Source organism: Salmonella sp. 32070601201500089SM, from assembly GCF_017573605.1.
Lineage (GTDB): Bacteria > Pseudomonadota > Gammaproteobacteria > Enterobacterales > Enterobacteriaceae > Salmonella > Salmonella enterica.
In genome coordinates, this window is record NZ_JAGETK010000021.1 from 1 (window position 1) to 21,017 (window position 21,017).

Consider the following 21,017-nt stretch of genomic DNA (forward strand, 5'->3'; position numbering starts at 1 on the left):
GTTGATCGATCCAGCCAATCAGATCTTTCGGCGCGCCGGCAGCGATAGCCGCTTGCAGAACGATGTCTGCCGCTTTGTTGGTTGCTTCTTTAGCGCGCGGATGCGGAGAAAAGATGATGGCGTTACGCGTTTTCAGGCTAATCAGCGACTTGAAAATCGCGGTAGAGGTCGGGTTGGTTGTCGGAACGATGCCGCAAATAATACCGACAGGTTCAGCAATCGTAATGGTCCCGAAAGTGTCGTCTTCTGACAGCACGCCGCAGGTCTTTTCATCTTTATAGGCGTTATAGATATATTCGGAAGCGAAGTGGTTTTTAATCACTTTGTCTTCCACGATGCCCATACCAGACTCGGCGACCGCCATTTTGGCCAGCGGAATGCGGGCATCAGCGGCGGCCAGAGCGGCGGCGCGGAAGATTTTGTCTACCTGTTGTTGCGTGAAACTCGCGTACTGACGCTGGGCTTTTTTGACGCGCGCAACCAGCGCGTTTAATTCTTCAATGGAATTAATCGACATGGAAACCTCGAACGGAAACAGAGAAGCGCCGCCGCAGAACGCGGCGGCGAAAGTCATTAACGCAGACGATGCTTAATTTTTTCTACCATCATCGCGGTGGAGATGCCGTAGCGATCGTGCAGCGTCGGCAGCGCGCCGGCCAGCAGGAATTCGTCAGGCAAACCAACGGTATCCAGCTCACAGCGTACGCCTTTGCGCATCAGCAGTGCGGCAACCGCCTCCCCCAACCCGCCGACCGAGGTATGGTTTTCCGCGGTCATCACCAGGCGACCGGGCTTCGACGCCTGCTCAATAATCGCTTTTTCATCAAGCGGCTTGATTGTCGGCACGTGCAATACGGCCACACTGATATTATCGGCGCGTAGCTTTTCAACCGCCTCCAGAGCACGCATGGTCATCAGCCCGGAAGAGATAATCAGCACATCATTGCCGTCCTCCAGCAGTTTCGCCTTGCCCAGCTCAAACTGATAGTCGTACTTATCCAGCACCAGCGGCACCTTACCGCGCAGCAGGCGCATATACACCGGGCCGTTATGGTCAGCAATTGCCGGTACCGCCTGCTCTATCTCCAGCGCATCGCAAGGATCGACGATAACCATGCCGGGAATGCCGCGCATAATCGCCAGATCTTCGGTTGCCTGGTGGCTTGGCCCGTAGCCCGTTGTCAGACCCGGCAGCGCTGCGCAGATCTTCACGTTCAGATGCTCTTCGGCGATCACCTGATGGATAAAATCATAGGCGCGACGGGTGGCAAACGCAGCGTAGGTGGTAGCGAAGGGAATAAATCCCTCTTTCGCCATGCCCCCCGCCGCGCCCATCAGCAACTGTTCCGCCATTCCCATCTGGAAAAAGCGATCCGGGAAAGCCTGGGCGAAAATATGTAGATCGGTGTATTTTGACAGGTCCGCGGTCATACCGACGATTTCCGGGCGCTGCGCCGCCAGTTTTGACAGCGCGACGCCAAACGGCGCAGGGATCGTCGCCTGGCCTTCATCGGCGATAGAAGCAATCATCGCGGACGTTTTTAAACGTGGTTTACTCTGGCTCATTACAGCACTCCTTCCGGTTTGTTAGCGTCCAGCACCGCAATCGCTTTTTGCCACTCGTCAGCATCGACGCGAATAAAATGGTTCTTATCGCGGGTTTCGAGGAACGGCACTCCTTTACCCATCAACGTGTCGCAGAGAATGACCCGCGGCTGGTTGCCGGTATGACTTTTCGCGTTGTCGAAGGCGGCAATCACCGCGGCCAGATCGTTACCGTCCACGCGCTGTACGTACCAGCCGAAAGCGGCCCATTTTTCATGCAGCGGCTCAAAGCCGAGGATTTTGCGCGAATCGCCGTCCGCCTGCTGTTTGTTGACATCAACGATGTTAATCAAGTTAGTCAGGCCATAGTGGGCTGCCGACATCGCCGCTTCCCAGGTTGAACCTTCGTCCAGCTCCCCATCCGACATAGAGTTATAAACCCAGGACGTGCTGCTCTTTTGCTTCAGCCCGAACGCCATTCCTACGGCAATGGACAGCCCCTGCCCCAGCGAACCACCGGACATCTCCATCCCCGGCGTGTAGGTCGCCATCCCCGACATCGGCAGGCGGCTGTCGTCGGAACCGTAGGTTTCCAGCTCCTCTTCCGGGATAATTCCCGCTTCCAGCAGCGCCGCATAGTAGGCGATAGCGTAATGGCCGTGAGAAAGCAGGAAGCGGTCGCGCCCTTCCCACTCAGGGTCTTCCGGACGGTAGGTCATCGCGTGGCTGAACGCGGTTGCCAGCACATCGGCATAGCCCAGAGCCTGGCCGATATAGCCCTGTCCCTGAACTTCCCCCATTTGCAGGGCGTAGCGGCGGATGCGCCACGCCGCCGCGGCGACTTTTTGTGATTCGGTCATCTTCATCTCATTGCCTCGCTTAGTGAATTAACATGCCGCCGTTAACATCCAGGGTGATACCGGTGGAGTAGGACGCGAGATCGCTTCCCAGAAACAGCGCGGCGCGCGCGATGTCTACCGCATCGCCCAGGCGGTTCATCGGGATCCCGGCAAGGATTTTGGCCGTCATTTCATCGGTCAGCTTACCGGCGGTGATGTCGGTCTGAATCAGCCCCGGAGTGATGCAGTTTACGCGGACGTTATCGGGGCCAAGCTCACGCGCCATCGCCCGCGCCAGACCGAGCACGCCGGCTTTTGCCGCGCTGTAGTGCGGGCCGCCGAAGATACCGCCGCCGCGCTGGGCGGAAACGGAGGAGATGCAGACAATGCTGCCGGATTTTTGCGCTCTCATGACCGGGATAACCGCCTGCGACATCAACAGCGTGCCGCGCAGGCTGACGTCAAGCACCGCGTCATAATTAGCGCGCTTAATGTCCATTAGCTTCAGCGGCTGAGTAATACCGGCGTTATTCACCAGTACATCGACCCGACCATATTTAGCTATGATCTGTTCAATTGCCGCCTGAACCTGAACTTCGTCAGCGACGTTTGCCGCCAGCCCGAGATGACCTTCGCCTAATGCCGCAGCCGCGGCTTCGCTGGCTTCTCCATTGAGGTCGATAATGACCACTTTAGCGCCGTTTTCAGCAAATAATTTCGCGGTAGCAAAACCCAAACCGCGTGCGGAGGCCGCGCCAGTAATAATGGCGACTTTATCTTTTAATAACATATTTTCACTCCATGACATTACGTCATATTAATTAACAGGATATATTTCCGTTATTGTGGCTCATCGAGGAAGAGAATAACCACCAGACCAATTGCTGCGCAGATACCGAAATAGGTAAATACAGAATTAAAGCTGCCGGTCTTATCAAGTAAAAAACCCGCAGCCATCGGAGCGACAAACCCGCCGAGGTTGCCGCCGCTATTGATAATAGAAGAGGCAATGGGATAAGTTTTCGTATCCGAAACCGCCATACCGTATGCTGTGAATGCGGGCCAGCCAATATTCAGGCATAAACCGACGAAGAATAACCCAACACATACCGCCCAGGTGCTTGCCGGAATATTCAGCATAATTAACATCATGACCACGGTGGAAATAGCGGTAAACATCATCGTTGGCTTACGACGACGGCCTAATACTTTATCCGAAATCCATCCGCCGCCAATCGCGCCAATAAACCCGCCGATGCACGGCATACTGGCTACAAACCCCATACTCATGACATCAAAACCGCGCTCTTTCACTAAATAGAGCGGAATCCAGGTTAATAAGCCATACAGCACGCTAACCATCATAAAATAGGCCAGGCAGTCACCGAGGATATTTTTGGAGGTAAATAATCCTTTTGCCGTATCGATAGGCGCCATTTTTTTCACCCGAATAATTTTATCCAGCAAAGTGAAACGATCGGCAATTAATATATTTTCCCGCACGGTGTTTTTATGGATATCACGCCCGGCATTAATCTCTTCCAGTTCACTTTGCGAAACAAATCCGCTCTCTGAAGGTTTTGACTTAACCAGTAAATACCAGGCAATCGCCGCCACGATCCCCGGGATCGCAAAGGAGAAAAAGACCCACCGCCAGCCCCAGGTGACCGCAATCCACACCGCCAACGGCGGCACGATAATCGGCGCAAACATGGTGGCCGCGATATAAACGCCGGTTGCCGTGGCTTTCTCTTTCGGCGGGAACCAGTTATTAATCGTTGAAGCCAGCCCCACCGGGCATGGTCCTTCGCTAAGCCCCAGTCCCAGTCGCACCATCTTCAGGCTAAACACCGAACTTACCGTGCCCATCAGCCAGGTAAAAGCGGAAAAGCCGAAAATTGACAGTGAAACTAACCCCCGCGTGCCGCGTTTGGCGATAAAAAAACCTGCCGGGATCTGGCTTACCGCGTAGCCAAGGAAAAACATACTGGCGATGGCTCCGGCTTCAAAGTTGTTGATATGAAACTCATCAATGATAAACGGCAGCACCGCGCCGATATTGGTTCTGTCGGCGTAATTTATTGCATACACCAGGAAAATCATCGTCAAAACCACCAAACGATATTTTGTCTTCCTGGCGTCAGTACAGACTACAGTATCTATACGTGACATAGGGTATCCTCATTATTGTTTATACCCTTCATACTTCAAGTTGCTTATGTGTTGGCTACGGATACTCGGCCCATCCATGGGCCTCGCCCTGACGGGCCGTCGCACGCGACGTTCAAATCTGCTCCCGGCAGATTTGTCGCTCACCCCAGTCACATAGTTATCTATGCTCCTGGGGACTCACTCCCTTGCCGCCTTTAAGCAACTCGAATTATTTTGGGTATATATTTTTTTCGCGAACCTTACCGCATCGCGCCTTGTTATCAGGCCTGTGGTTGCAATATAACAATCCCCAAAAGAAACGGTATTCAAAAAACCTCAATTATGAATGAGGAAAAATTGCTTCGTGACTGGATTCAAATTATTGTCGAATCAGCTTGACTGACAGAAATGGCAGATAAAACTGTTAACTTCATCACGAATTACCCCATAACTTATTTTTCGCCTATGTTAAGCTGACCAGGTATTAGGGGAGTAACCGCTGAATTTACTTCCTGGGGTAATAAAATTGGGCGATCATCATTCCATTCACCGGAGATAATCATGAACCAGCCACTACAGAATAAAAGCTTGCCTGTGCCATCTTTACGCAATATCCAGGCATTCATTGAAGTGGCTGATACCAACAGCCTGAATCTGGCAGCTGAAAATCTCAATGTTACGGCCTCCGCGGTAAGCCATCAGATAGCCAGTCTGGAACAGTATCTGGGAAAGAAACTTTTTTCGCGCAGCAGTAAAGGCGTCGTATTGACCGCTATTGGTGAAAAATATTTAAAAGAGGTTTCGGGGGCGTTAAACATTATTGGACAGGCTACCAACCAGGTCATAAATGATATTCACCAGGATTATTTACGCATACATTCAGCACCGAGTTTTGGATTACTATGGTTGATGCCCCGTCTGAATAAATTTCGCCAGGCCTGGCCTGAGCTTAAAATTAGCCTGACCTGTTCTTACGAAAGTATTCAGTTCTCCCGTGATAATATCGATATCGATATCCGCCACGGCCTTTCACAATGGCCGACGCTGGTCGTCAAAACCATAAAAAATGAACGTATGCTCCCCTATACATCATCGACTTATTTAGCGAGTCATAGCATTCAAAACATTGAAGATTTACTGGGTTGCGATCTTATTCATTCAGATAGCACGCTGATCAACTGGAGCAACTGGCTGTCCTGGCATAAGGTTCGCGGCTGGAATAAAAACTTTATTTTTAATTTTGACCGCTCCTATATGAGCATTGAGGCTGCACGCATGGGCATGGGTATTATTCTTGAAAGCAATTTACTGGCCGGACAAAGCGTTAGCCAACGCCACCTGGCGCCCGTTTTTACGACTGACGTGAGTATGCCGGTTAACGCTCACCACTTCGTTTTGCCACACCACAATGAACAAAAAGAGAAAGTGAGGATATTCTTTAATTGGGTTTCCAAAGAGCTAAGCCGCGAAGGATTTCAGATCTAATAGCTGGCGGTAGACAAACCTGAAATGTGCGCCTAAAGTTAATCAATCGATTGATTAAAAATTAGGGCGTGTGATGAATATTCCCACCACGACCACCAAGGGCGAGCAGGCGAAAAGTCAGCTCATTGCCGCCGCACTGGCGCAGTTTGGCGAGTATGGCCTCCATGCCACCACGCGCGATATCGCCGCGCTGGCGGGGCAAAATATTGCCGCCATTACTTACTATTTCGGCTCAAAAGAGGATTTATACCTCGCCTGCGCCCAGTGGATTGCCGATTTTCTTGGCGAAAAATTTCGCCCCCATGCTGAAAAAGCGGAACGTCTGTTTAGCCAGCCTGCCCCTGACCGGGACGCCATACGCGAACTCATTCTGCTCGCCTGCAAGAACATGATTATGCTGCTGACGCAGGAAGACACCGTTAACCTGAGCAAATTTATTTCACGCGAGCAGCTCTCTCCCACGTCGGCCTATCAATTGGTCCATGAACAGGTTATCGATCCGTTGCACACCCATCTGACAAGATTGGTTGCCGCTTATACCGGCTGCGACGCCAAGGATACGCGCATGATTTTGCATACCCATGCCTTACTGGGCGAAGTGCTGGCGTTCCGTCTCGGCAAAGAAACTATTCTGTTACGTACCGGCTGGCCGCAGTTTGATGAAGAAAAAGCGGAGCTGATTTACCAGACGGTAACCTGCCACATCGATCTTATTCTGCACGGTTTAACGCAAAGGAGTCTGGACTGATGAAAAAACCTGTCGTTATCGGACTGGCAATCGCAGCGATCGTCGCTGTGATTGCCGGTGGAACCTGGTGGTATCAAAGTCGGCAGGACGATGGGCTGACGCTATACGGTAATGTCGATATCCGTACCGTCAATATCAGCTTTCGCGTCGGCGGCAGGCTGGCGTCGCTGAATGTTGATGAAGGCGATGCCATCAAAGCCGGACAGGTGCTCGGCGAACTGGATCACGCGCCATACGAAAACGCGCTGATGCAGGCGAAAGCTGGCGTGTCGGTCGCGCAGGCGCAATATGATTTGATGCTGGCAGGCTATCGCGATGAAGAGATAGCCCAGGCCGCCGCCGCCGTCAGACAGGCGCAAGCCGCCTATGACTACGCGCAAAACTTTTATAACCGTCAGCAAGGATTGTGGAAAAGCCGCACCATTTCCGCTAACGATCTGGAAAACGCCCGCTCATCGCGCGATCAGGCGCAGGCGACGCTGAAGTCCGCGCAGGATAAACTGAGCCAGTACCGTACCGGTAATCGTGAACAGGATATCGCCCAGGCGAAAGCCAGCCTGGAACAGGCAAGGGCCCAACTGGCGCAGGCGCAGCTTGATTTGCAGGACACCACGCTTATCGCGCCTGCCAACGGAACCTTGCTCACCCGCGCGGTCGAGCCTGGCAGTATGCTGAACGCCGGCAGCACGGTATTAACGCTCTCGCTGACCCGCCCCGTCTGGGTGCGCGCCTATGTCGATGAACGCAACCTCAGTCAGACGCAACCGGGGCGCGACATTCTGTTGTATACCGACGGTCGTCCTGACAAACCTTACCACGGCAAGATTGGTTTCGTTTCGCCCACCGCGGAATTTACGCCGAAAACCGTCGAAACGCCGGATCTGCGTACCGATCTCGTCTATCGCCTGCGCATTATCGTCACCGATGCGGACGATGCGTTACGCCAGGGGATGCCAGTCACGGTGAAATTTAATGACGAGGCACGGCATGAGTGAGGCCGTTATTACGCTGCACGGTCTGACGAAGCGCTTTGCGGGAATGGATAAACCCGCCGTCGCGCCGCTCGACTGTACCATTCATTCCGGTTATGTCACCGGGCTGGTAGGGCCGGACGGCGCAGGAAAAACCACGCTAATGCGTATGCTGGCAGGCCTGCTCAAAGCCGATGGCGGCAGCGCGTCCGTATTGGGCTTCGACCCGATACAAAACGACAGCGAGCTGCACGCGGTTCTGGGCTATATGCCGCAGAAATTTGGTCTGTATGAAGATCTTACCGTCATGGAGAACCTTAATCTCTATGCCGATTTACGCAGCGTTACCGGCGAGATACGGGAAAAGACCTTTGCCCGTTTGTTGGAATTTACCGCCCTCGGCCCTTTCACTGGCCGTCTGGCGGGGAAATTGTCCGGCGGGATGAAGCAAAAACTGGGGCTGGCCTGTACGCTGGTCGGCGAACCGAAAGTGCTGCTGTTGGATGAACCGGGCGTTGGCGTTGACCCGATTTCACGGCGCGAGTTGTGGCAAATGGTTCACGAACTGGCGGGTGACGGGATGCTGATTTTATGGAGCACCTCCTATCTGGATGAAGCCGAACAGTGTCGCGATGTGCTGCTGATGAATGAAGGCGAGCTGCTCTATCAGGGCGAACCTAAAGCGCTGACGCAAACGATGGCCGGGCGTAGCTTTCTGATGAGTAGTCCACAGGAAAACAACCGTAAGTTACTACAGAGAGCGCTCAGACTGCCGCAGGTGAGCGACGGCATGATTCAGGGACGTTCAGTACGCCTGATCCTGAAAAAAGAGGCGACCGCAGCAGATATTCGTCAGGCCGAAGGGATGCCGGAAATCACCCTCAATGAGACCGCGCCGCGTTTCGAAGATGCGTTTATCGATCTGCTTGGCGGAGCGGGAACCTCGGAGTCTCCGCTGGGTTCAATCCTGCATACGGTTGAAGGCACTGCCGGCGAAACGGTGATTGAAGCGCAGGAACTGACGAAAAAATTTGGCGATTTCGCGGCCACGGACCATGTTAATTTCGTCGTACAGCGCGGCGAGATTTTTGGCCTGCTCGGCCCGAACGGCGCGGGTAAATCAACCACCTTTAAAATGATGTGCGGCCTGCTGGTGCCGACGTCCGGCAAGGCGCTGGTGCTGGATATGGACCTGAAAGTCAGCTCCGGCAAAGCCCGTCAGCATCTGGGCTATATGGCGCAAAAATTTTCGCTTTACGGCAACCTGACGGTTGAGCAGAACCTGCGTTTTTTCTCCGGCGTCTACGGTTTGCGGGGCCGCGCGCAAAATGAAAAAATTCAGCGCATGAGTGAAGCGTTTGGTCTGAAAAGCATCGCGTCGCATCCCACCGATGCGCTGCCGCTGGGCTTTAAACAGCGACTGGCGCTGGCCTGCTCGCTGATGCACGAACCGGATATTTTATTCCTTGATGAACCAACGTCCGGGGTTGATCCCCTCACCCGCCGTGAATTTTGGCTGCATATTAATAGCATGGTGGAAAAAGGGGTCACGGTAATGGTGACGACCCACTTTATGGATGAGGCGGAATATTGCGATCGCATCGGACTGGTTTATCGCGGGAAGCTTATCGCCAGCGGTACGCCGGACGATCTCAAAGCGCAGGCCGCCGATGAGCAACAGGCCGATCCAACGATGGAGCAGGCCTTTATCACTCTCATCAATGACTGGGATAAGGAGCATACGCATGAGTAAGTCTCTCTCCTGGCGCCGCGTGCGTGCGTTGTGCGTCAAAGAGACGCGCCAGATCGTGCGCGATCCCAGTAGCTGGCTGATTGCGGTGGTGATCCCGCTGCTGTTGCTGTTTATTTTTGGTTACGGCATTAACCTCGACTCCAGCAAACTGCGGGTGGGGATTCTGCTTGAACAACAAAGCCAGGAGGCGCTGGATTTCACTCATGCGATGACCGGTTCACCCTATATCGACGCGACCATTAGCGATAACCGCCATGAATTAATTGAAAAAATGCAGGCCGGACGCATTCGCGGACTGGTGGTGATTCCGGTGGATTTCGCGCAGCAAATGGCGCGCGACGGTGACAGCGCGCCGATTCAGGTGATTACCGACGGCAGCGAGCCAAATACCGCCAACTTCGTTCAGGGCTATGTTGAAGGCATCTGGCAAATCTGGCAACAGCAGCGCGCGGAAGATCGCGGCGATACCTTTGAACCGCTTATCGACGTCCAGACGCGCTACTGGTTTAACCCGGCGGCGATCAGTCAGCATTTTATCATTCCCGGGGCGGTGACCATTATCATGACGGTAATTGGCGCCATCCTCACCTCGCTGGTCGTTGCCCGCGAATGGGAACGCGGCACGATGGAGGCGCTGCTCTCAACCGAAGTGACGCGTGTTGAACTGCTGCTGTGTAAGCTTATTCCCTATTACTTTCTCGGTATGCTGGCGATGCTGCTCTGTATGCTGGTATCGGTGTTTATTCTCGGCGTGCCGTATCGCGGTTCGCTGGTGATTCTGTTTATCATCACCAGTCTGTTTTTACTGAGTACGCTGGGGATGGGGCTGTTGATTTCCACCATCACTCGCAACCAGTTTAACGCCGCGCAGGTGGCGCTGAACGCCGCCTTTTTGCCCTCGATTATGCTGTCCGGATTTATCTTCCAGATAGACAGTATGCCTGCGGTGATCCGCGCGGTGACCTATATTATTCCGGCGCGCTATTTTGTCAGCACCCTGCAAAGTCTGTTTCTGGCCGGCAATATTCCGGTCGTGTTAGGCGTTAACGTACTGTTTTTAATCGCCTCGGCGGTGATGTTTATTGGCCTGACGTGGCTAAAAACCAAACGACGACTGGATTAAATATGTGTATGGATAATTGTCGTCGTAGGCCGGATAAGGCGTTCACGCCGCCATCCGGCATTATGCCTGATGCGCTTTGCTTATCAGGCCTACAAACTGGACTGAGAGGACGGACATGTTTCATCGCTTATGGACGTTAATTCGCAAAGAACTGCAATCGCTTTTACGCGAACCGCAAACGCGCGCGATCCTGATTCTGCCGGTGCTGATTCAGGTCATCCTGTTTCCGTTCGCCGCGACGCTTGAAGTCACTAACGCGACTATCGCCATCTATAACGAAGATAACGGCAAACATTCGGTAGAACTTACCCAGCGCTTTGCCCGCGCGAAAGCGTTTACCCATGTGCTATTGCTGAACAGTCCGCAGGAGATCCAGCCGACTATCGATACGCAAAAAGCGCTGCTGCTGGTACGCTTCCCGGCGGATTTCTCGCGGAATCTGGATACCTTCCAGCCTGCGCCGATGCAACTCATTCTTGATGGACGTAACTCCAACAGCGCGCAAATTGCCGCCAATTATCTGCAACAGATCGTCAAGGAGTATCAGCAGACACTGATGGACGGCAAGCCAAAGCCCAACAATAGCGAACTGGTGGTACGCAACTGGTATAACCCGAATCTGGACTACAAGTGGTTTGTGGTGCCCTCGCTGATCGCCATGATCACCACTATCGGCGTGATGATCGTCACTTCGCTGTCCGTCGCCCGCGAGCGTGAACAAGGCACTCTGGATCAGCTGCTGGTCTCTCCGCTCACCACCTGGCAGATTTTCGTCGGCAAAGCGGTGCCGGCTCTGATTGTCGCGACCTTCCAGGCCACGATCGTGCTAGCTATCGGCATTTGGGCATACCAAATTCCCTTCGCCGGTTCATTAGCGCTGTTTTATTTCACGATGGTGATTTACGGGCTGTCGCTGGTAGGCTTTGGCTTGCTGATATCATCGCTTTGCGCCACGCAACAGCAAGCGTTTATCGGCGTCTTTGTCTTTATGATGCCGGCGATTCTGCTCTCGGGTTATGTCTCGCCGGTGGAAAACATGCCGGTCTGGCTGCAAAACCTGACGTGGATAAACCCTATCCGCCACTTTACTGATATTACCAAGCAAATTTATCTTAAGGACGCGAGTCTGGGGATTGTCTGGGGAAGTTTGTGGCCGCTATTGGTGATAGCGGCCACCACGGGTTCAGCGGCGTATGCGATGTTTAGACGCAAAGTGATGTAGCTTTTTATCTTTCGCCAGTAGCGAGACCACGGCGGGCCCGGCCAGGATAGCCAGCCCCGCCAGCGCCAGTAAGACATTGTTTTGCAATACGCGGGATAGCAGCCAGAGGACAATCAGCGCGGTGCCGAAGTACCAGGTGGTAGTCAGCTCTTCCAGCACATCCGCCACATCGCGCCAGCGTTGCTCATGATGGCGCTGCAACGCCAGCATCAGCAGTACCGTCACGCCATAAAGCACGCATAATCCCAGGCCGACGCGCACTAATGTGCCGCTCATCCAGCCTATTACCAGCATCGCCACTACCAGTAAATGCAACATAATCTGCCAACAACCGAGGCCGGTTGCGACACGAACGCGTTGTTGCCACTTCATGGCTTTTCTCCTGAAGCATTTTTCTCTCATTATTCAGAGTACCGAACTTTACGGAAAATTCCGTAAGACCGCATCTTTTTGTGACGACGACTACACTATTTCAATCAGGATAGTGACGCGGACAGGAAGAAAATGACTCAACACACGCGAAATTTTTCATTCAAAGTGCTCACAATTAATACGCACAAAGGTTTTACCGCCTTTAATAAACGCTTCATCCTGCCGGAGCTGCGCGACGCCGTCAGAACGGTCGGCGCCGATATCGTCTGTCTGCAAGAAGTGATGGGCGCGCATGAAGTACATCCGCTGCATATCGAAAACTGGCCGGACACTACCCACTATGAATTTTTGGCCGACACCATGTGGAGCGATTTCGCCTATGGCCGCAATGCGGTCTATCCGGAAGGCCACCACGGTAACGCGGTTCTTTCTCGCTATCCCATTGAACATTATGAAAATCGCGACGTCTCGGTCGGCGGTAGCGAAAAACGCGGCGTGCTCTATTGCCGCATTACGCCGCCCATGCTCAACCGCCCTATCCACGTCATGTGCGTACATCTCGGCCTGCGGGAGAGCCACCGCCAGGCGCAGTTAACCATGCTGGCGGGATGGGTGAATGCCTTGCCGGAATCAGAACCGGTGCTGGTGGCCGGAGACTTTAATGACTGGCGGCAAAAGGCCGGCCCGCCGTTAAACGCGGCCGGGCTGGAGGAGATATTCACCCGTGCCCATGGCCGACCGGCGCGCACATTCCCGGTGAGTATGCCGCTGCTGCGACTCGATCGTATTTACGTCAAGAATGCGAACGCCAGTTCTCCTACGGCGCTGCCGCTGCGGAACTGGCGACATTTATCAGACCATGCCCCCCTTAGCGCGGAGATCCATCTATGAAATGCGGCTGGCGTGAAGGTAATCAAATTCAGCTACTGGAAAACGGCGACCAGTTCTATCCTGCCGTGTTTGAGGCTATCGCTCAGGCACAGCAAAAAATCATTCTGGAAACCTTTATCTTGTTTGAAGATGAGGTGGGTAAAAAACTCCATGCCGCTCTGCTAAAAGCCGCACAGCGCGGCGTAAAAGCCGAAGTATTACTCGACGGCTACGGCTCTCCCGATCTCAGCGACGCGTTTGTCGGCGAATTGACCTCGGCGGGCGTTATTTTTCGCTATTACGATCCCCGCCCGCGTCTACTGGGGTTGCGAACCAATATCTTCCGCCGAATGCACCGCAAAATTGTGGTGATTGATGATCGTATTGCCTTTGTCGGCGGCATTAACTACTCCGCCGAGCATATGTCGGATTACGGCCCGCAGGCGAAACAAGACTACGCGGTACGGGTCGAAGGGCCTGTTGTGGCCGATATCCTGCAATTCGAAGTCGAAAATTTGCCGGGGCAAAGCCCCGCGCGCCGCTGGTGGAAGCGCCATCACCAGGCAGAAGAAAACCGTCACCCCGGCGAAGCGCAGGCGCTGTTTGTCTGGCGGGATAATGAAGAGCACCGCGACGATATCGAACGTCATTATCTGAAAATGCTGACCCAGGCAAAGCGTGAAGTGATTATCGCTAACGCCTATTTTTTCCCCGGCTATCGCTTGCTCCACGCAATGCGTAAAGCCGCCCGCCGTGGCGTGAGCGTAAAACTGATTGTCCAGGGGGAACCAGACATGCCGATAGTCAAAGTCGGCGCGCGGTTGCTCTATAACTATCTGGTGAAGGGCGGCGTGCAGGTTTATGAATACCGACGCCGTCCGCTGCATGGCAAAGTGGCGCTGATGGACGATCACTGGGCCACGGTAGGGTCGAGTAATCTCGATCCGCTCAGCCTGTCGCTTAACCTTGAAGCTAACCTGATCATTCACGATCGTACTTTTAACCAGACCCTGCGCGATAACTTACAAGGCATCATCGTGAACGATTGTAAGCAGGTCGATGAGTCTATGCTGCCGAAACGCACCTGGTGGAACCTGACCAAAAGCGTGCTGGCGTTCCACTTTTTACGTCATTTCCCGGCGCTGGTCGGCTGGCTACCTGCGCATACCCCGCATCTGGCGCAGGTTCCCCCGCCTGCCCAGCCAGAAATGGAAACCCAGGATCGCGTTGATCCAGAAAATACAGGAGTGAAGCCCTAATGGCTAAATCGCATCCGCGCTGGCGGCTGGCTAAAAAAGTGCTGACCTGGCTGTTTTTTATTGCGGTCGTCGTTCTGCTGGTGGTTTATGCTAAAAAGGTCGACTGGGGCGATGTCTGGACCGTCATCCGCGACTATAACCGCACGGCGCTTTTAAGCGCTGTAGGACTGGTGATCGTAAGCTATCTTCTGTACGGCTGCTACGACCTGCTTGGACGGCTTTATTGCGGCCATAAGCTGGCGAAGCGACAGGTGATGTTGGTATCGTTCATCTGCTATGCCTTTAACCTGACGCTCAGCACCTGGGTCGGCGGGATCGGGATGCGTTACCGACTATACTCTCGCCTCGGGTTGCCCGGCAGTACTATTACGCGCATTTTCTCACTCAGCATTACCACTAACTGGCTGGGCTATATTCTGCTTGGCGGCATCATTTTTACCTTCGGCGTTGTCCAGCTTCCCGACCACTGGTATATCGATGAAGGCACGCTACGTATTCTCGGTATCGTTTTATTGTTGATTATCGCGGTCTATCTGTGGTTTTGCGCCTTTGCGAAGCGGCGGCATATGACGATTAAAGGGCAGAAACTGGTGCTGCCGTCATGGAAATTCGCGCTGGCGCAGATGGCGATCTCCAGCGCGAACTGGATGGCGATGGGCGCCATCATCTGGCTGCTGATGGGTCAGGATGTGAACTATTTCTTTGTACTGGGCGTACTGCTGGTGAGCAGTATCGCGGGCGTCATCGTGCATATTCCGGCAGGCATCGGCGTGCTGGAGGCCGTATTCCTCGCGTTGCTGGCGGGCGAACATACGTCGCAAGGCACGATTATCGCCGCCCTGCTCGCGTACCGTGTGCTTTACTATTTTATTCCCCTGTTGCTGGCGCTGGTGTGCTATCTGATCCTGGAGAGCCGGGCGAAGAAGTTGCGGGCGAAAAACGAGCGGGCGATGGCGAAATGAATTTAAGCAGACGCGTTTTCGCTTTCCAGCACAACGCGTTTTATCCGGTAAAAATAAACATATGCTGAGAAAAAAGACGTATTCATCTGTAAGCGGGAAAAAAGCAGCAATGACCAGCTAAACAGCAGCAGGAGCACTTCGTTAAACTCACCCATGAATACTGATGACAGGGTACAGAACGTTGCCAACGTAACGGAAATAATGGCCAGTAATAGCGCATAGCGGTAAATAATGACCCCGCTCATTCTTCCTTTAAGCAGGAGCTGATTTGACGGGGTAAGAAAAGCGATATAGCCCACGGCCAGGAAGAAGACCAGCTCCAGATGCTTTTTATTGTGCAGCTCAAACTGCGCAATAACCATGTTTATACTGACGATCCATGTCATCGTCATCATGATCGCCGTAAGCCCAATAACACCTCCGTGAGGAATACCTTGTTCATACCAGTTTTTTTTGTAGTGGCTGGCCGGATACACAGGTAACTTAATTTCTGGCGGGATCAACTGCCCTTTTTTCACCAGCTCCGCCAGTGTTTTTCCTGTTAGCCACGTCATCAGGTTCATGGGCTTATCATTTCCTTGTCTGTGAGGTGAGATATTTTTGTAATGCGACTCGCACTAATCGACGCCCCAGGCAGAAACGAATCATCATCGTAAACGTTTCGCCATTCATCACCCAGCGGCAAAGCACAACCATAATAATCGCGATAACAAGATCACTCTTTAGTTCGCTATTTTGATGGCACAACACGTCAAATAATCCAGTACCGCAGAGCATAATATTTAATAAAAACAGTAAAACGCAGAGGCGCAACCCCAGGATAAAACCCTTGGCAATAAGCCATACCTCAGCCATAACACATAGCATCATACCTATAGCACTGCCAAAATAAATGATTATATTTAGCGGCCAATACAGGATAAACTTATCGAAAGCAAAATGCGCACTACACACACCTCCCACAAGAAGCATAAAACTAAACGCGCAAACAGGCTCAGGATTGGGTAATGAATGTTCCCATGACAATCCGGTAATGAAATGAGAAATCAGCGCTGGCGGGCATTTCTTATTAAAATCCTCGCCGCCATTTTTAATGGCGCGAGTGACGTCTTTAGCTTCACAAAACGCTAACCAAAATTGTTTGCCACATAATTTACTCATTATACCCATCATCACCAACCTGAATAAAAAACCTGCAACGCCTACGGCCTGAAAGATAATAGTATTTCCAGAATCATCAAAATGATATAACGACACAGCGTAACCACAGCATTAATAATACCAAGGTAAAGCGTCAGCGCGCCAAATAAAGCGCAACGAGGCAGGGATGAAAACTCGCTGTGGTATAACATGCGGGCATAACCATGAAGTGTCGATTTTTCTAGTGCTGTAATCAATGTCCATACCAATACCGTCAGCACACTGACTATCCAGACCAGAGTGCTACTGGCCACCAGGCTATTGACAACTATCGCAGCGATGCTCCCGCTTACCGCCATAAAAATTAACGGCCTGAATAGACCAGAACTGATATTCAGGTAGAAAATAAATAAGGCATTAAGACTAAACATGATTCCAACAATCACGAAAATGGTCGCGCCACCTGAGAAAAGGTAAGCTAATGACACGCCGGTAAGCGTAATGATGGCAATATATATCAACGTTGCGACAACAGTGCCAAAGCGGGAAAGGCAGGTAATGGCCCCATACCCCAGGCCAAGCAAAAGTGCTGATATCCACAAAACAACAACAGGATGAACGTGGGTTATAAAAAAATGAGTATACAACGTTAGCCATATAATGCCGGCGGTACACCATAGTCCCAGCGCAGTATACCAATAGGTAAGGGATAACATTGTCGCGGGAATAAATGCTATTTGCCGTATACGTATTGCAGCCAGAGGTCCCACTTGTCATTTATCACTCTTCTCATGATCACGGTGATAAGAATGGCAAGCGCAGGAAAATATTTCTAAGATGTTTATGCTGTTTCGCCCTAAATAAAGTCCTAAAAAAAATCCTGGCGCAGGGCCAGGATTTTAAGAGATCGCTATAATTAGCGGCGATTACCAAAAATACGCAGTAACATCAGGAACAGGTTGATAAAGTCCAGGTACAGCGTTAACGCGCCGAGAATCGAATATTTACGCAGATTAGCGCTATCGCGGGTATCTATTTGCTCGCCGATATTTTTCAGTTTCTGCGTGTCATAGGCGGTCAGACCGACAAACACCACCACCCCGATATAGGTTACCGCCCACATCAGCGCTTCACTCTTCAGCCAGAAATTGACCAGCGACGCCAGAACGATACCAATAAGCGCCATAAACAGCATATTGCCGAAACCGCTAAGATCGCGTTTAGTGGTGTACCCGTACAGGCTCATGGCGCCAAACATTCCCCCCGTCACCACAAACGTGCTGGCGATAGAGGAGTAGGTGTAAACGATAAAAATACTGGATAACGTCAATCCGGTTAGCGCCGAATAGAGCATAAACAGCGTCGTCGCCATTCCGGCGCTAAGTTTATGCACCAGTCCCGACAGAACAAACACCAGCGCAAGCTGGGCAATAATTAAGCCAAAGAAGGTGATCTTACTGGAAAAGACAAACATCATGACGGCTGGCGTATTAGCCGCATACCACGCGATAAACGCGGTCAGTAACAGTCCGACCGTCATCCAGCCATACACTTGCGCCATATAGGTCTGCAGGCCGGACCGTGCCTGCACTATTGAATCAGATCGTGGAAATCTGTCCATGATGAACTCCTGTGTGGAAATGATACCCTAAAGCGTATCACATTCTGCTACCAACGTTTCGCCAACTGCTGGTCGCTGTCGCGCGCTTCGACCCAGCGATCGCCTTCCGGCGTGGCTTCACGCTTCCAGAACGGCGCACGGGTTTTCAGATAATCCATAATGAACTGACCGGCGTCGAACGCGCTACTGCGGTGCGCGCTGGTGACGCCGACAAACACAATCTCATCGCCCGGCCATAATTCGCCAACGCGATGAATCACCGTTATCCGACCCAGCGGCCAGCGGGAACGCGCCTTCGCGACGATCTCCGCCAGAGCTTTCTCAGTCATGCCGGGATAATGTTCCAGCGTCAGCGCCTTAACGCTATCGCCCTGGTTATGATTGCGCACTTTTCCGGTAAAGGTGACGACCGCGCCGTCTTCGTCGCGCGCCGCCAGCCAGGAATATTCCTCCCCGACGCTAAACGGCGCAGGGCCGACTACAATTCGCGTTTCGTGCATGTTAGCCCCCCGTGACTGGCGGGAAAAACGCCACTTCATCGCCCGCCGTCAGCGGATGGTCAAAACTTACCAGCGTCTGGTTGACCGCCGCCAACAGCTTGCCGTCTTCCAGCGCCAGCGCCCAACGATCGCTCTTTGTCGCCAGATGCTGTCGCAGCGACTCAACGGTGGAAAAATCTGCTGGAAGATCCAGCGCATCAGTTCCTGTAAGCTCGCGAACCTGGGCGAAGAAAAGCACCTTAATCATGCGTATCCACCTTAAAATCCCCCGATTTGCCGCCGCTTTTCGCCAGCAGGCGCACCGGACCAATTACCATATCTTTTTGTACCGCTTTACACATGTCGTAGATGGTTAACGCCGCGACGGACGCCGCAGTTAATGCTTCCATTTCGACGCCGGTTTTACCGGTCAGACGGCACAGAGACTCAATACGCACGCGGTTATGCTCCGGCTCGGCCTGAAGCTGAATCTCCACTTTACTTAGCAGTAGCGGGTGGCACAGCGGGATCAGCTCCCAGGTGCGTTTGGCGGCCTGAATACCGGCAATTCGGGCGGTGGCGAAAACATCGCCCTTGTGGTGTTTGCCATCAACAATCATCGCCAGCGTTTCACTACGCATGGTAACGAATGCTTCCGCACGCGCTTCACGAACGGTTTTCGCTTTCGCGGAAACGTCCACCATGTGCGCTTCGCCTGCGGCGTTTATATGGGTTAATTGCGACATCGTTATTTCTTTAAATGAGGGTGAAAATTACATGGGCGTGTACGGGCATCCAGCTGCGGCGCAATGATATTCTCCCATGCGGTTCTGCACGCTTTTGTGGAGCCCGGCATGGCGAAAATCAAGGTGTTATTCGCCACGCCAGCTACCGCGCGCGACTGCAGAGTTGCGGTGCCGATCTCTTCAAACGAGAGCATGCGAAACACTTCGCCAAATCCTTCCACTTCACGATCGAACAGCGGCAACAGCGCTTCCGGCGCCTGATCGCCTTCGGTCAAACCGGTCCCACCAGTTATCAATACGACCTGCACCTCATCACTGGCGATCCAGGCGGAAACCTGGGCGCGAATCGCGTAACGGTTCTCTTTAACGATGGCTTTCGCCACCACTTCATGCCCGGCCTCCTGCGCCGAATCACGCAGATAATGACCGGAGGTGTCGTCTTCTTCGCCGCGTCGGCTGGAAACAGTAAGAATAGCGATGCGGGTCGGGATAAATTCAGCGCTGACCTGACTCATCTGAAATCTCCTTATTAAGGATTAACCGCCAATGTAAGATAAATTTTGCGTAATACCAGTATTGCTCTGATGAAGGAAGTGGGTCTGCTTTTTCTCCCGCAACGCGTCAGAAATACGTTTCTCAAGCGCGTATTGCTGCGCATCATCCTGTAACAGGTCGCGTAAACTCACGCCGCCGTCGCCAAACAGACATAAATGCAGCTTCCCGACGGACGAAACACGCAGGCGGTTACAGGTGGCGCAGAAATCTTTTTCGTACGGCATAATGAGACCGATCTCACCGGCGTAATCGGGGTGACAAAAAACCTGCGCCGGGCCATCGCTACGCTGGCGGAGCTGGTGGATCCAACCGCGCTTAATCAGCTCGTCGCGTAATACCTGACCCGAAATATGATGTTTGCGGAAGAGATCGCTCCCCTCGCCCGTCTCCATAAGTTCAATGAAGCGTAGCTGAATGGGGCGAGGCTGAATCCAGGCAAGGAAGGTATCCAACTGATGGTGATTCACGTCGCGCATCAGCACGGTGTTGACTTTCACCTTTTCGAAACCGGCGTCAAAGGCGGCATCGATGCCCGCCATCACCTGGCGGAATTTGTCCTGACCGGTAATCGCATGGAACTGACGCGCATCCAGACTATCCACGCTAACATTGACGCCCGTCAGCCCCGCTTCGCGCCAGCTCGCGGCATCGCGCGCCAGTCGATAACCGTTAGTGGTCACCGCAATCTGGCGAATAGCATCATTTTCACCCACGGCGGCAATGATGTCGGTAAAATCGCGGCGTAATGAAGGCTCGCCGCCGGTAAGACGCACCTTCTCCGTGCCAAGACTGGCAAAAGCGCGCGTAACGCGACGAATTTCATCGACGGTAAGGAAACCGTTGTTAGTGACGCCGCCAGGTTTGTAGCCATCCGGCAGACAGTAGGTGCAACGAAAGTTACACACATCGGTAATCGACAAACGCAAGTAGTAAAACTTACGCGCGAAAGCATCGGTAAGTTGTGAAGCCATGTACACCTTTCCAAATACGGGAGGCGGAGTCATTTCTTCCTGCGCCCTGGTGGCAAACGTTAAACGTTGTCACGGCCAAAGCACCATATCAAAAATGACCCAGGTGCAGAGGCTAGAGTGTTTACTGTGGTTACGCCGATACTAGCGTGTAAATGACAATTTCGCCATCACGCTTTCGCTATATAAACATATACATAGCGATATG

At 52.7% G+C, this 21,017-nt stretch carries 24 protein-coding genes and 1 riboswitch; of the genes, 9 read left to right on the forward strand and 15 right to left on the reverse strand.

Annotated features, from left to right (window positions below):
- From J4728_RS22335 to J4728_RS22355, 5 genes are all read right to left on the reverse strand, one after another.
- Positions 1-517 (reverse strand): aldehyde dehydrogenase family protein (locus J4728_RS22335; RefSeq protein WP_138010226.1); only part of this gene is annotated, 517 nt, incomplete at its 3' end.
- 56 nt (positions 518-573) lie between these two features.
- Positions 574-1,566, reverse strand: coding sequence for a transketolase family protein (locus J4728_RS22340; RefSeq protein WP_000083414.1), 993 nt, complete (start codon positions 1,564-1,566; stop codon positions 574-576).
- The gene (locus J4728_RS22345; protein ID WP_208212433.1) at positions 1,566-2,411 is read right to left on the reverse strand and encodes a transketolase; all 846 of its coding nucleotides are present in this window, start codon (positions 2,409-2,411) and stop codon (positions 1,566-1,568) included. Before J4728_RS22345 ends, J4728_RS22340 begins: the two co-directional genes overlap by 1 nt.
- A gap of 13 nt (positions 2,412-2,424) precedes the next feature.
- Positions 2,425-3,174 (reverse strand): SDR family NAD(P)-dependent oxidoreductase, encoded by a 750-nt coding sequence (locus tag J4728_RS22350; RefSeq protein ID WP_208212435.1) that lies wholly within the window; start codon positions 3,172-3,174, stop codon positions 2,425-2,427.
- A 50-nt stretch (positions 3,175-3,224) separates the two neighbouring features.
- Positions 3,225-4,556 (reverse strand): MFS transporter, encoded by a 1,332-nt coding sequence (locus tag J4728_RS22355; RefSeq protein ID WP_001518324.1) that lies wholly within the window; start codon positions 4,554-4,556, stop codon positions 3,225-3,227.
- Positions 4,557-5,096: 540 nt separating this feature from the next.
- Between J4728_RS22355 and J4728_RS22360 the strand changes: the two genes are divergently transcribed.
- The 6 genes from J4728_RS22360 (at position 5,097) to J4728_RS22385 (ending at position 11,837) form a co-directional block, all read left to right on the forward strand.
- A complete protein-coding gene (locus J4728_RS22360) occupies positions 5,097-6,020 on the forward strand; it encodes a LysR substrate-binding domain-containing protein (protein ID WP_001075547.1) in 924 nt (307 codons plus the stop codon).
- Positions 6,021-6,093: 73 nt separating this feature from the next.
- Positions 6,094-6,768: a transcriptional regulator CecR gene (gene cecR / locus J4728_RS22365; protein WP_208212437.1), complete on the forward strand. Its 675-nt coding sequence runs from the start codon at positions 6,094-6,096 to the stop codon at positions 6,766-6,768.
- Entirely contained in the window at positions 6,768-7,763 is a 996-nt protein-coding gene (gene hlyD, locus J4728_RS22370; RefSeq protein WP_000743434.1) for a secretion protein HlyD, read from the forward strand. The genes cecR and hlyD overlap by 1 nt, the downstream gene beginning before the upstream one ends.
- Positions 7,756-9,492 carry an ATP-binding cassette domain-containing protein gene (locus tag J4728_RS22375; protein ID WP_001287616.1) on the forward strand — a complete coding sequence of 579 codons (1,737 nt, stop codon included), beginning with the start codon at positions 7,756-7,758 and terminating at the stop codon, positions 9,490-9,492. Before hlyD ends, J4728_RS22375 begins: the two co-directional genes overlap by 8 nt.
- Complete coding sequence (locus J4728_RS22380) at positions 9,485-10,615, forward strand: ABC transporter permease (RefSeq protein WP_000045765.1); 1,131 nt, start codon at positions 9,485-9,487, stop codon at positions 10,613-10,615. The genes J4728_RS22375 and J4728_RS22380 overlap by 8 nt, the downstream gene beginning before the upstream one ends.
- A gap of 115 nt (positions 10,616-10,730) precedes the next feature.
- Positions 10,731-11,837 carry an ABC transporter permease gene (locus J4728_RS22385; RefSeq protein WP_000469050.1) on the forward strand — a complete coding sequence of 369 codons (1,107 nt, stop codon included), beginning with the start codon at positions 10,731-10,733 and terminating at the stop codon, positions 11,835-11,837.
- Here the strand turns inward: J4728_RS22385 and J4728_RS22390 are convergent.
- On the reverse strand, positions 11,799-12,209 hold the full coding sequence (locus J4728_RS22390) for a YbhQ family protein (protein ID WP_000871970.1): 411 nt from the start codon (positions 12,207-12,209) through the stop codon (positions 11,799-11,801). The two genes, J4728_RS22385 and J4728_RS22390, sit on opposite strands and share 39 nt — an antisense overlap.
- A gap of 132 nt (positions 12,210-12,341) precedes the next feature.
- On the opposite strand from J4728_RS22390, the gene J4728_RS22395 reads away from it, so the two are divergent.
- Genes J4728_RS22395 through J4728_RS22405 form a run of 3 tightly spaced genes read left to right on the forward strand, consistent with a single transcriptional unit; the run spans position 12,342 to position 15,300 of the window.
- Positions 12,342-13,100: an endonuclease/exonuclease/phosphatase family protein gene (locus tag J4728_RS22395; protein WP_000192039.1), complete on the forward strand. Its 759-nt coding sequence runs from the start codon at positions 12,342-12,344 to the stop codon at positions 13,098-13,100.
- Entirely contained in the window at positions 13,097-14,338 is a 1,242-nt protein-coding gene (gene clsB / locus J4728_RS22400) for a cardiolipin synthase ClsB (protein ID WP_000649639.1), read from the forward strand. Before J4728_RS22395 ends, clsB begins: the two co-directional genes overlap by 4 nt.
- Complete coding sequence (locus tag J4728_RS22405) at positions 14,338-15,300, forward strand: YbhN family protein (RefSeq protein ID WP_001129813.1); 963 nt, start codon at positions 14,338-14,340, stop codon at positions 15,298-15,300. The genes clsB and J4728_RS22405 overlap by 1 nt, the downstream gene beginning before the upstream one ends.
- Positions 15,301-15,302: 2 nt before the next feature.
- On the opposite strand, the gene J4728_RS22410 is transcribed toward J4728_RS22405, so the two are convergent.
- The 9 genes from J4728_RS22410 to moaA form a co-directional block, all read right to left on the reverse strand.
- On the reverse strand, positions 15,303-15,863 hold the full coding sequence (locus J4728_RS22410; protein WP_001052197.1) for a hypothetical protein: 561 nt from the start codon (positions 15,861-15,863) through the stop codon (positions 15,303-15,305).
- Between the two features lie 7 nt (positions 15,864-15,870).
- Positions 15,871-16,479: a hypothetical protein gene (locus J4728_RS22415; protein WP_208212458.1), complete on the reverse strand. Its 609-nt coding sequence runs from the start codon at positions 16,477-16,479 to the stop codon at positions 15,871-15,873.
- Between the two features lie 23 nt (positions 16,480-16,502).
- Positions 16,503-17,210: a Bax inhibitor-1 family protein gene (locus J4728_RS22420; RefSeq protein WP_208212439.1), complete on the reverse strand. Its 708-nt coding sequence runs from the start codon at positions 17,208-17,210 to the stop codon at positions 16,503-16,505.
- 146 nt (positions 17,211-17,356) lie between these two features.
- Positions 17,357-18,061, reverse strand: coding sequence for a Bax inhibitor-1 family protein (locus J4728_RS22425; protein ID WP_000373611.1), 705 nt, complete (start codon positions 18,059-18,061; stop codon positions 17,357-17,359).
- Positions 18,062-18,108: 47 nt separating this feature from the next.
- On the reverse strand, positions 18,109-18,561 hold the full coding sequence (moaE, locus tag J4728_RS22430) for a molybdopterin synthase catalytic subunit MoaE (protein WP_208212441.1): 453 nt from the start codon (positions 18,559-18,561) through the stop codon (positions 18,109-18,111).
- 1 nt (position 18,562) lies between these two features.
- Positions 18,563-18,808: a molybdopterin synthase sulfur carrier subunit gene (gene moaD, locus J4728_RS22435; RefSeq protein ID WP_000598596.1), complete on the reverse strand. Its 246-nt coding sequence runs from the start codon at positions 18,806-18,808 to the stop codon at positions 18,563-18,565.
- On the reverse strand, positions 18,801-19,286 hold the full coding sequence (gene moaC / locus J4728_RS22440; protein WP_208212443.1) for a cyclic pyranopterin monophosphate synthase MoaC: 486 nt from the start codon (positions 19,284-19,286) through the stop codon (positions 18,801-18,803). The genes moaD and moaC overlap by 8 nt, the downstream gene beginning before the upstream one ends.
- A gap of 2 nt (positions 19,287-19,288) precedes the next feature.
- The gene (gene moaB / locus J4728_RS22445) at positions 19,289-19,801 is read right to left on the reverse strand and encodes a molybdenum cofactor biosynthesis protein B (RefSeq protein WP_000084604.1); all 513 of its coding nucleotides are present in this window, start codon (positions 19,799-19,801) and stop codon (positions 19,289-19,291) included.
- Between the two features lie 21 nt (positions 19,802-19,822).
- Positions 19,823-20,812 carry a GTP 3',8-cyclase MoaA gene (gene moaA / locus J4728_RS22450; RefSeq protein WP_017465732.1) on the reverse strand — a complete coding sequence of 330 codons (990 nt, stop codon included), beginning with the start codon at positions 20,810-20,812 and terminating at the stop codon, positions 19,823-19,825.
- Positions 20,800-20,944, reverse strand: a riboswitch (molybdenum cofactor riboswitch). It overlaps the preceding gene by 13 nt.
- Positions 20,945-21,017: the final 73 nt, after the last annotated feature.

Excerpts from the sequence above, each read along its gene's own strand:
- J4728_RS22385 (WP_000469050.1), top strand. The coding sequence starts at position 10,731 with ATGTTTCATCGCTTATGGACGTTAATTCGCAAAGAACTGCAATCGCTT.
- J4728_RS22410 (WP_001052197.1), bottom strand. The coding sequence starts at position 15,863 with ATGAACCTGATGACGTGGCTAACAGGAAAAACACTGGCGGAGCTGGTG.
- J4728_RS22425 (WP_000373611.1), bottom strand. The coding sequence starts at position 18,061 with ATGGACAGATTTCCACGATCTGATTCAATAGTGCAGGCACGGTCCGGC.
- J4728_RS22345 (WP_208212433.1), bottom strand. The coding sequence starts at position 2,411 with ATGAAGATGACCGAATCACAAAAAGTCGCCGCGGCGGCGTGGCGCATC.
- J4728_RS22360 (WP_001075547.1), top strand. The coding sequence starts at position 5,097 with ATGAACCAGCCACTACAGAATAAAAGCTTGCCTGTGCCATCTTTACGC.
- cecR (WP_208212437.1), top strand. The coding sequence starts at position 6,094 with ATGAATATTCCCACCACGACCACCAAGGGCGAGCAGGCGAAAAGTCAG.
- J4728_RS22380 (WP_000045765.1), top strand. The coding sequence starts at position 9,485 with ATGAGTAAGTCTCTCTCCTGGCGCCGCGTGCGTGCGTTGTGCGTCAAA.
- moaE (WP_208212441.1), bottom strand. The coding sequence starts at position 18,561 with ATGCACGAAACGCGAATTGTAGTCGGCCCTGCGCCGTTTAGCGTCGGG.
- J4728_RS22395 (WP_000192039.1), top strand. The coding sequence starts at position 12,342 with ATGACTCAACACACGCGAAATTTTTCATTCAAAGTGCTCACAATTAAT.
- J4728_RS22350 (WP_208212435.1), bottom strand. The coding sequence starts at position 3,174 with ATGTTATTAAAAGATAAAGTCGCCATTATTACTGGCGCGGCCTCCGCA.
- J4728_RS22375 (WP_001287616.1), top strand. The coding sequence starts at position 7,756 with ATGAGTGAGGCCGTTATTACGCTGCACGGTCTGACGAAGCGCTTTGCG.
- moaA (WP_017465732.1), bottom strand. The coding sequence starts at position 20,812 with ATGGCTTCACAACTTACCGATGCTTTCGCGCGTAAGTTTTACTACTTG.
- hlyD (WP_000743434.1), top strand. The coding sequence starts at position 6,768 with ATGAAAAAACCTGTCGTTATCGGACTGGCAATCGCAGCGATCGTCGCT.
- J4728_RS22355 (WP_001518324.1), bottom strand. The coding sequence starts at position 4,556 with ATGTCACGTATAGATACTGTAGTCTGTACTGACGCCAGGAAGACAAAA.
- J4728_RS22340 (WP_000083414.1), bottom strand. The coding sequence starts at position 1,566 with ATGAGCCAGAGTAAACCACGTTTAAAAACGTCCGCGATGATTGCTTCT.
- moaB (WP_000084604.1), bottom strand. The coding sequence starts at position 19,801 with ATGAGTCAGGTCAGCGCTGAATTTATCCCGACCCGCATCGCTATTCTT.
- clsB (WP_000649639.1), top strand. The coding sequence starts at position 13,097 with ATGAAATGCGGCTGGCGTGAAGGTAATCAAATTCAGCTACTGGAAAAC.
- J4728_RS22405 (WP_001129813.1), top strand. The coding sequence starts at position 14,338 with ATGGCTAAATCGCATCCGCGCTGGCGGCTGGCTAAAAAAGTGCTGACC.
- moaC (WP_208212443.1), bottom strand. The coding sequence starts at position 19,286 with ATGTCGCAATTAACCCATATAAACGCCGCAGGCGAAGCGCACATGGTG.
- moaD (WP_000598596.1), bottom strand. The coding sequence starts at position 18,808 with ATGATTAAGGTGCTTTTCTTCGCCCAGGTTCGCGAGCTTACAGGAACT.
- J4728_RS22390 (WP_000871970.1), bottom strand. The coding sequence starts at position 12,209 with ATGAAGTGGCAACAACGCGTTCGTGTCGCAACCGGCCTCGGTTGTTGG.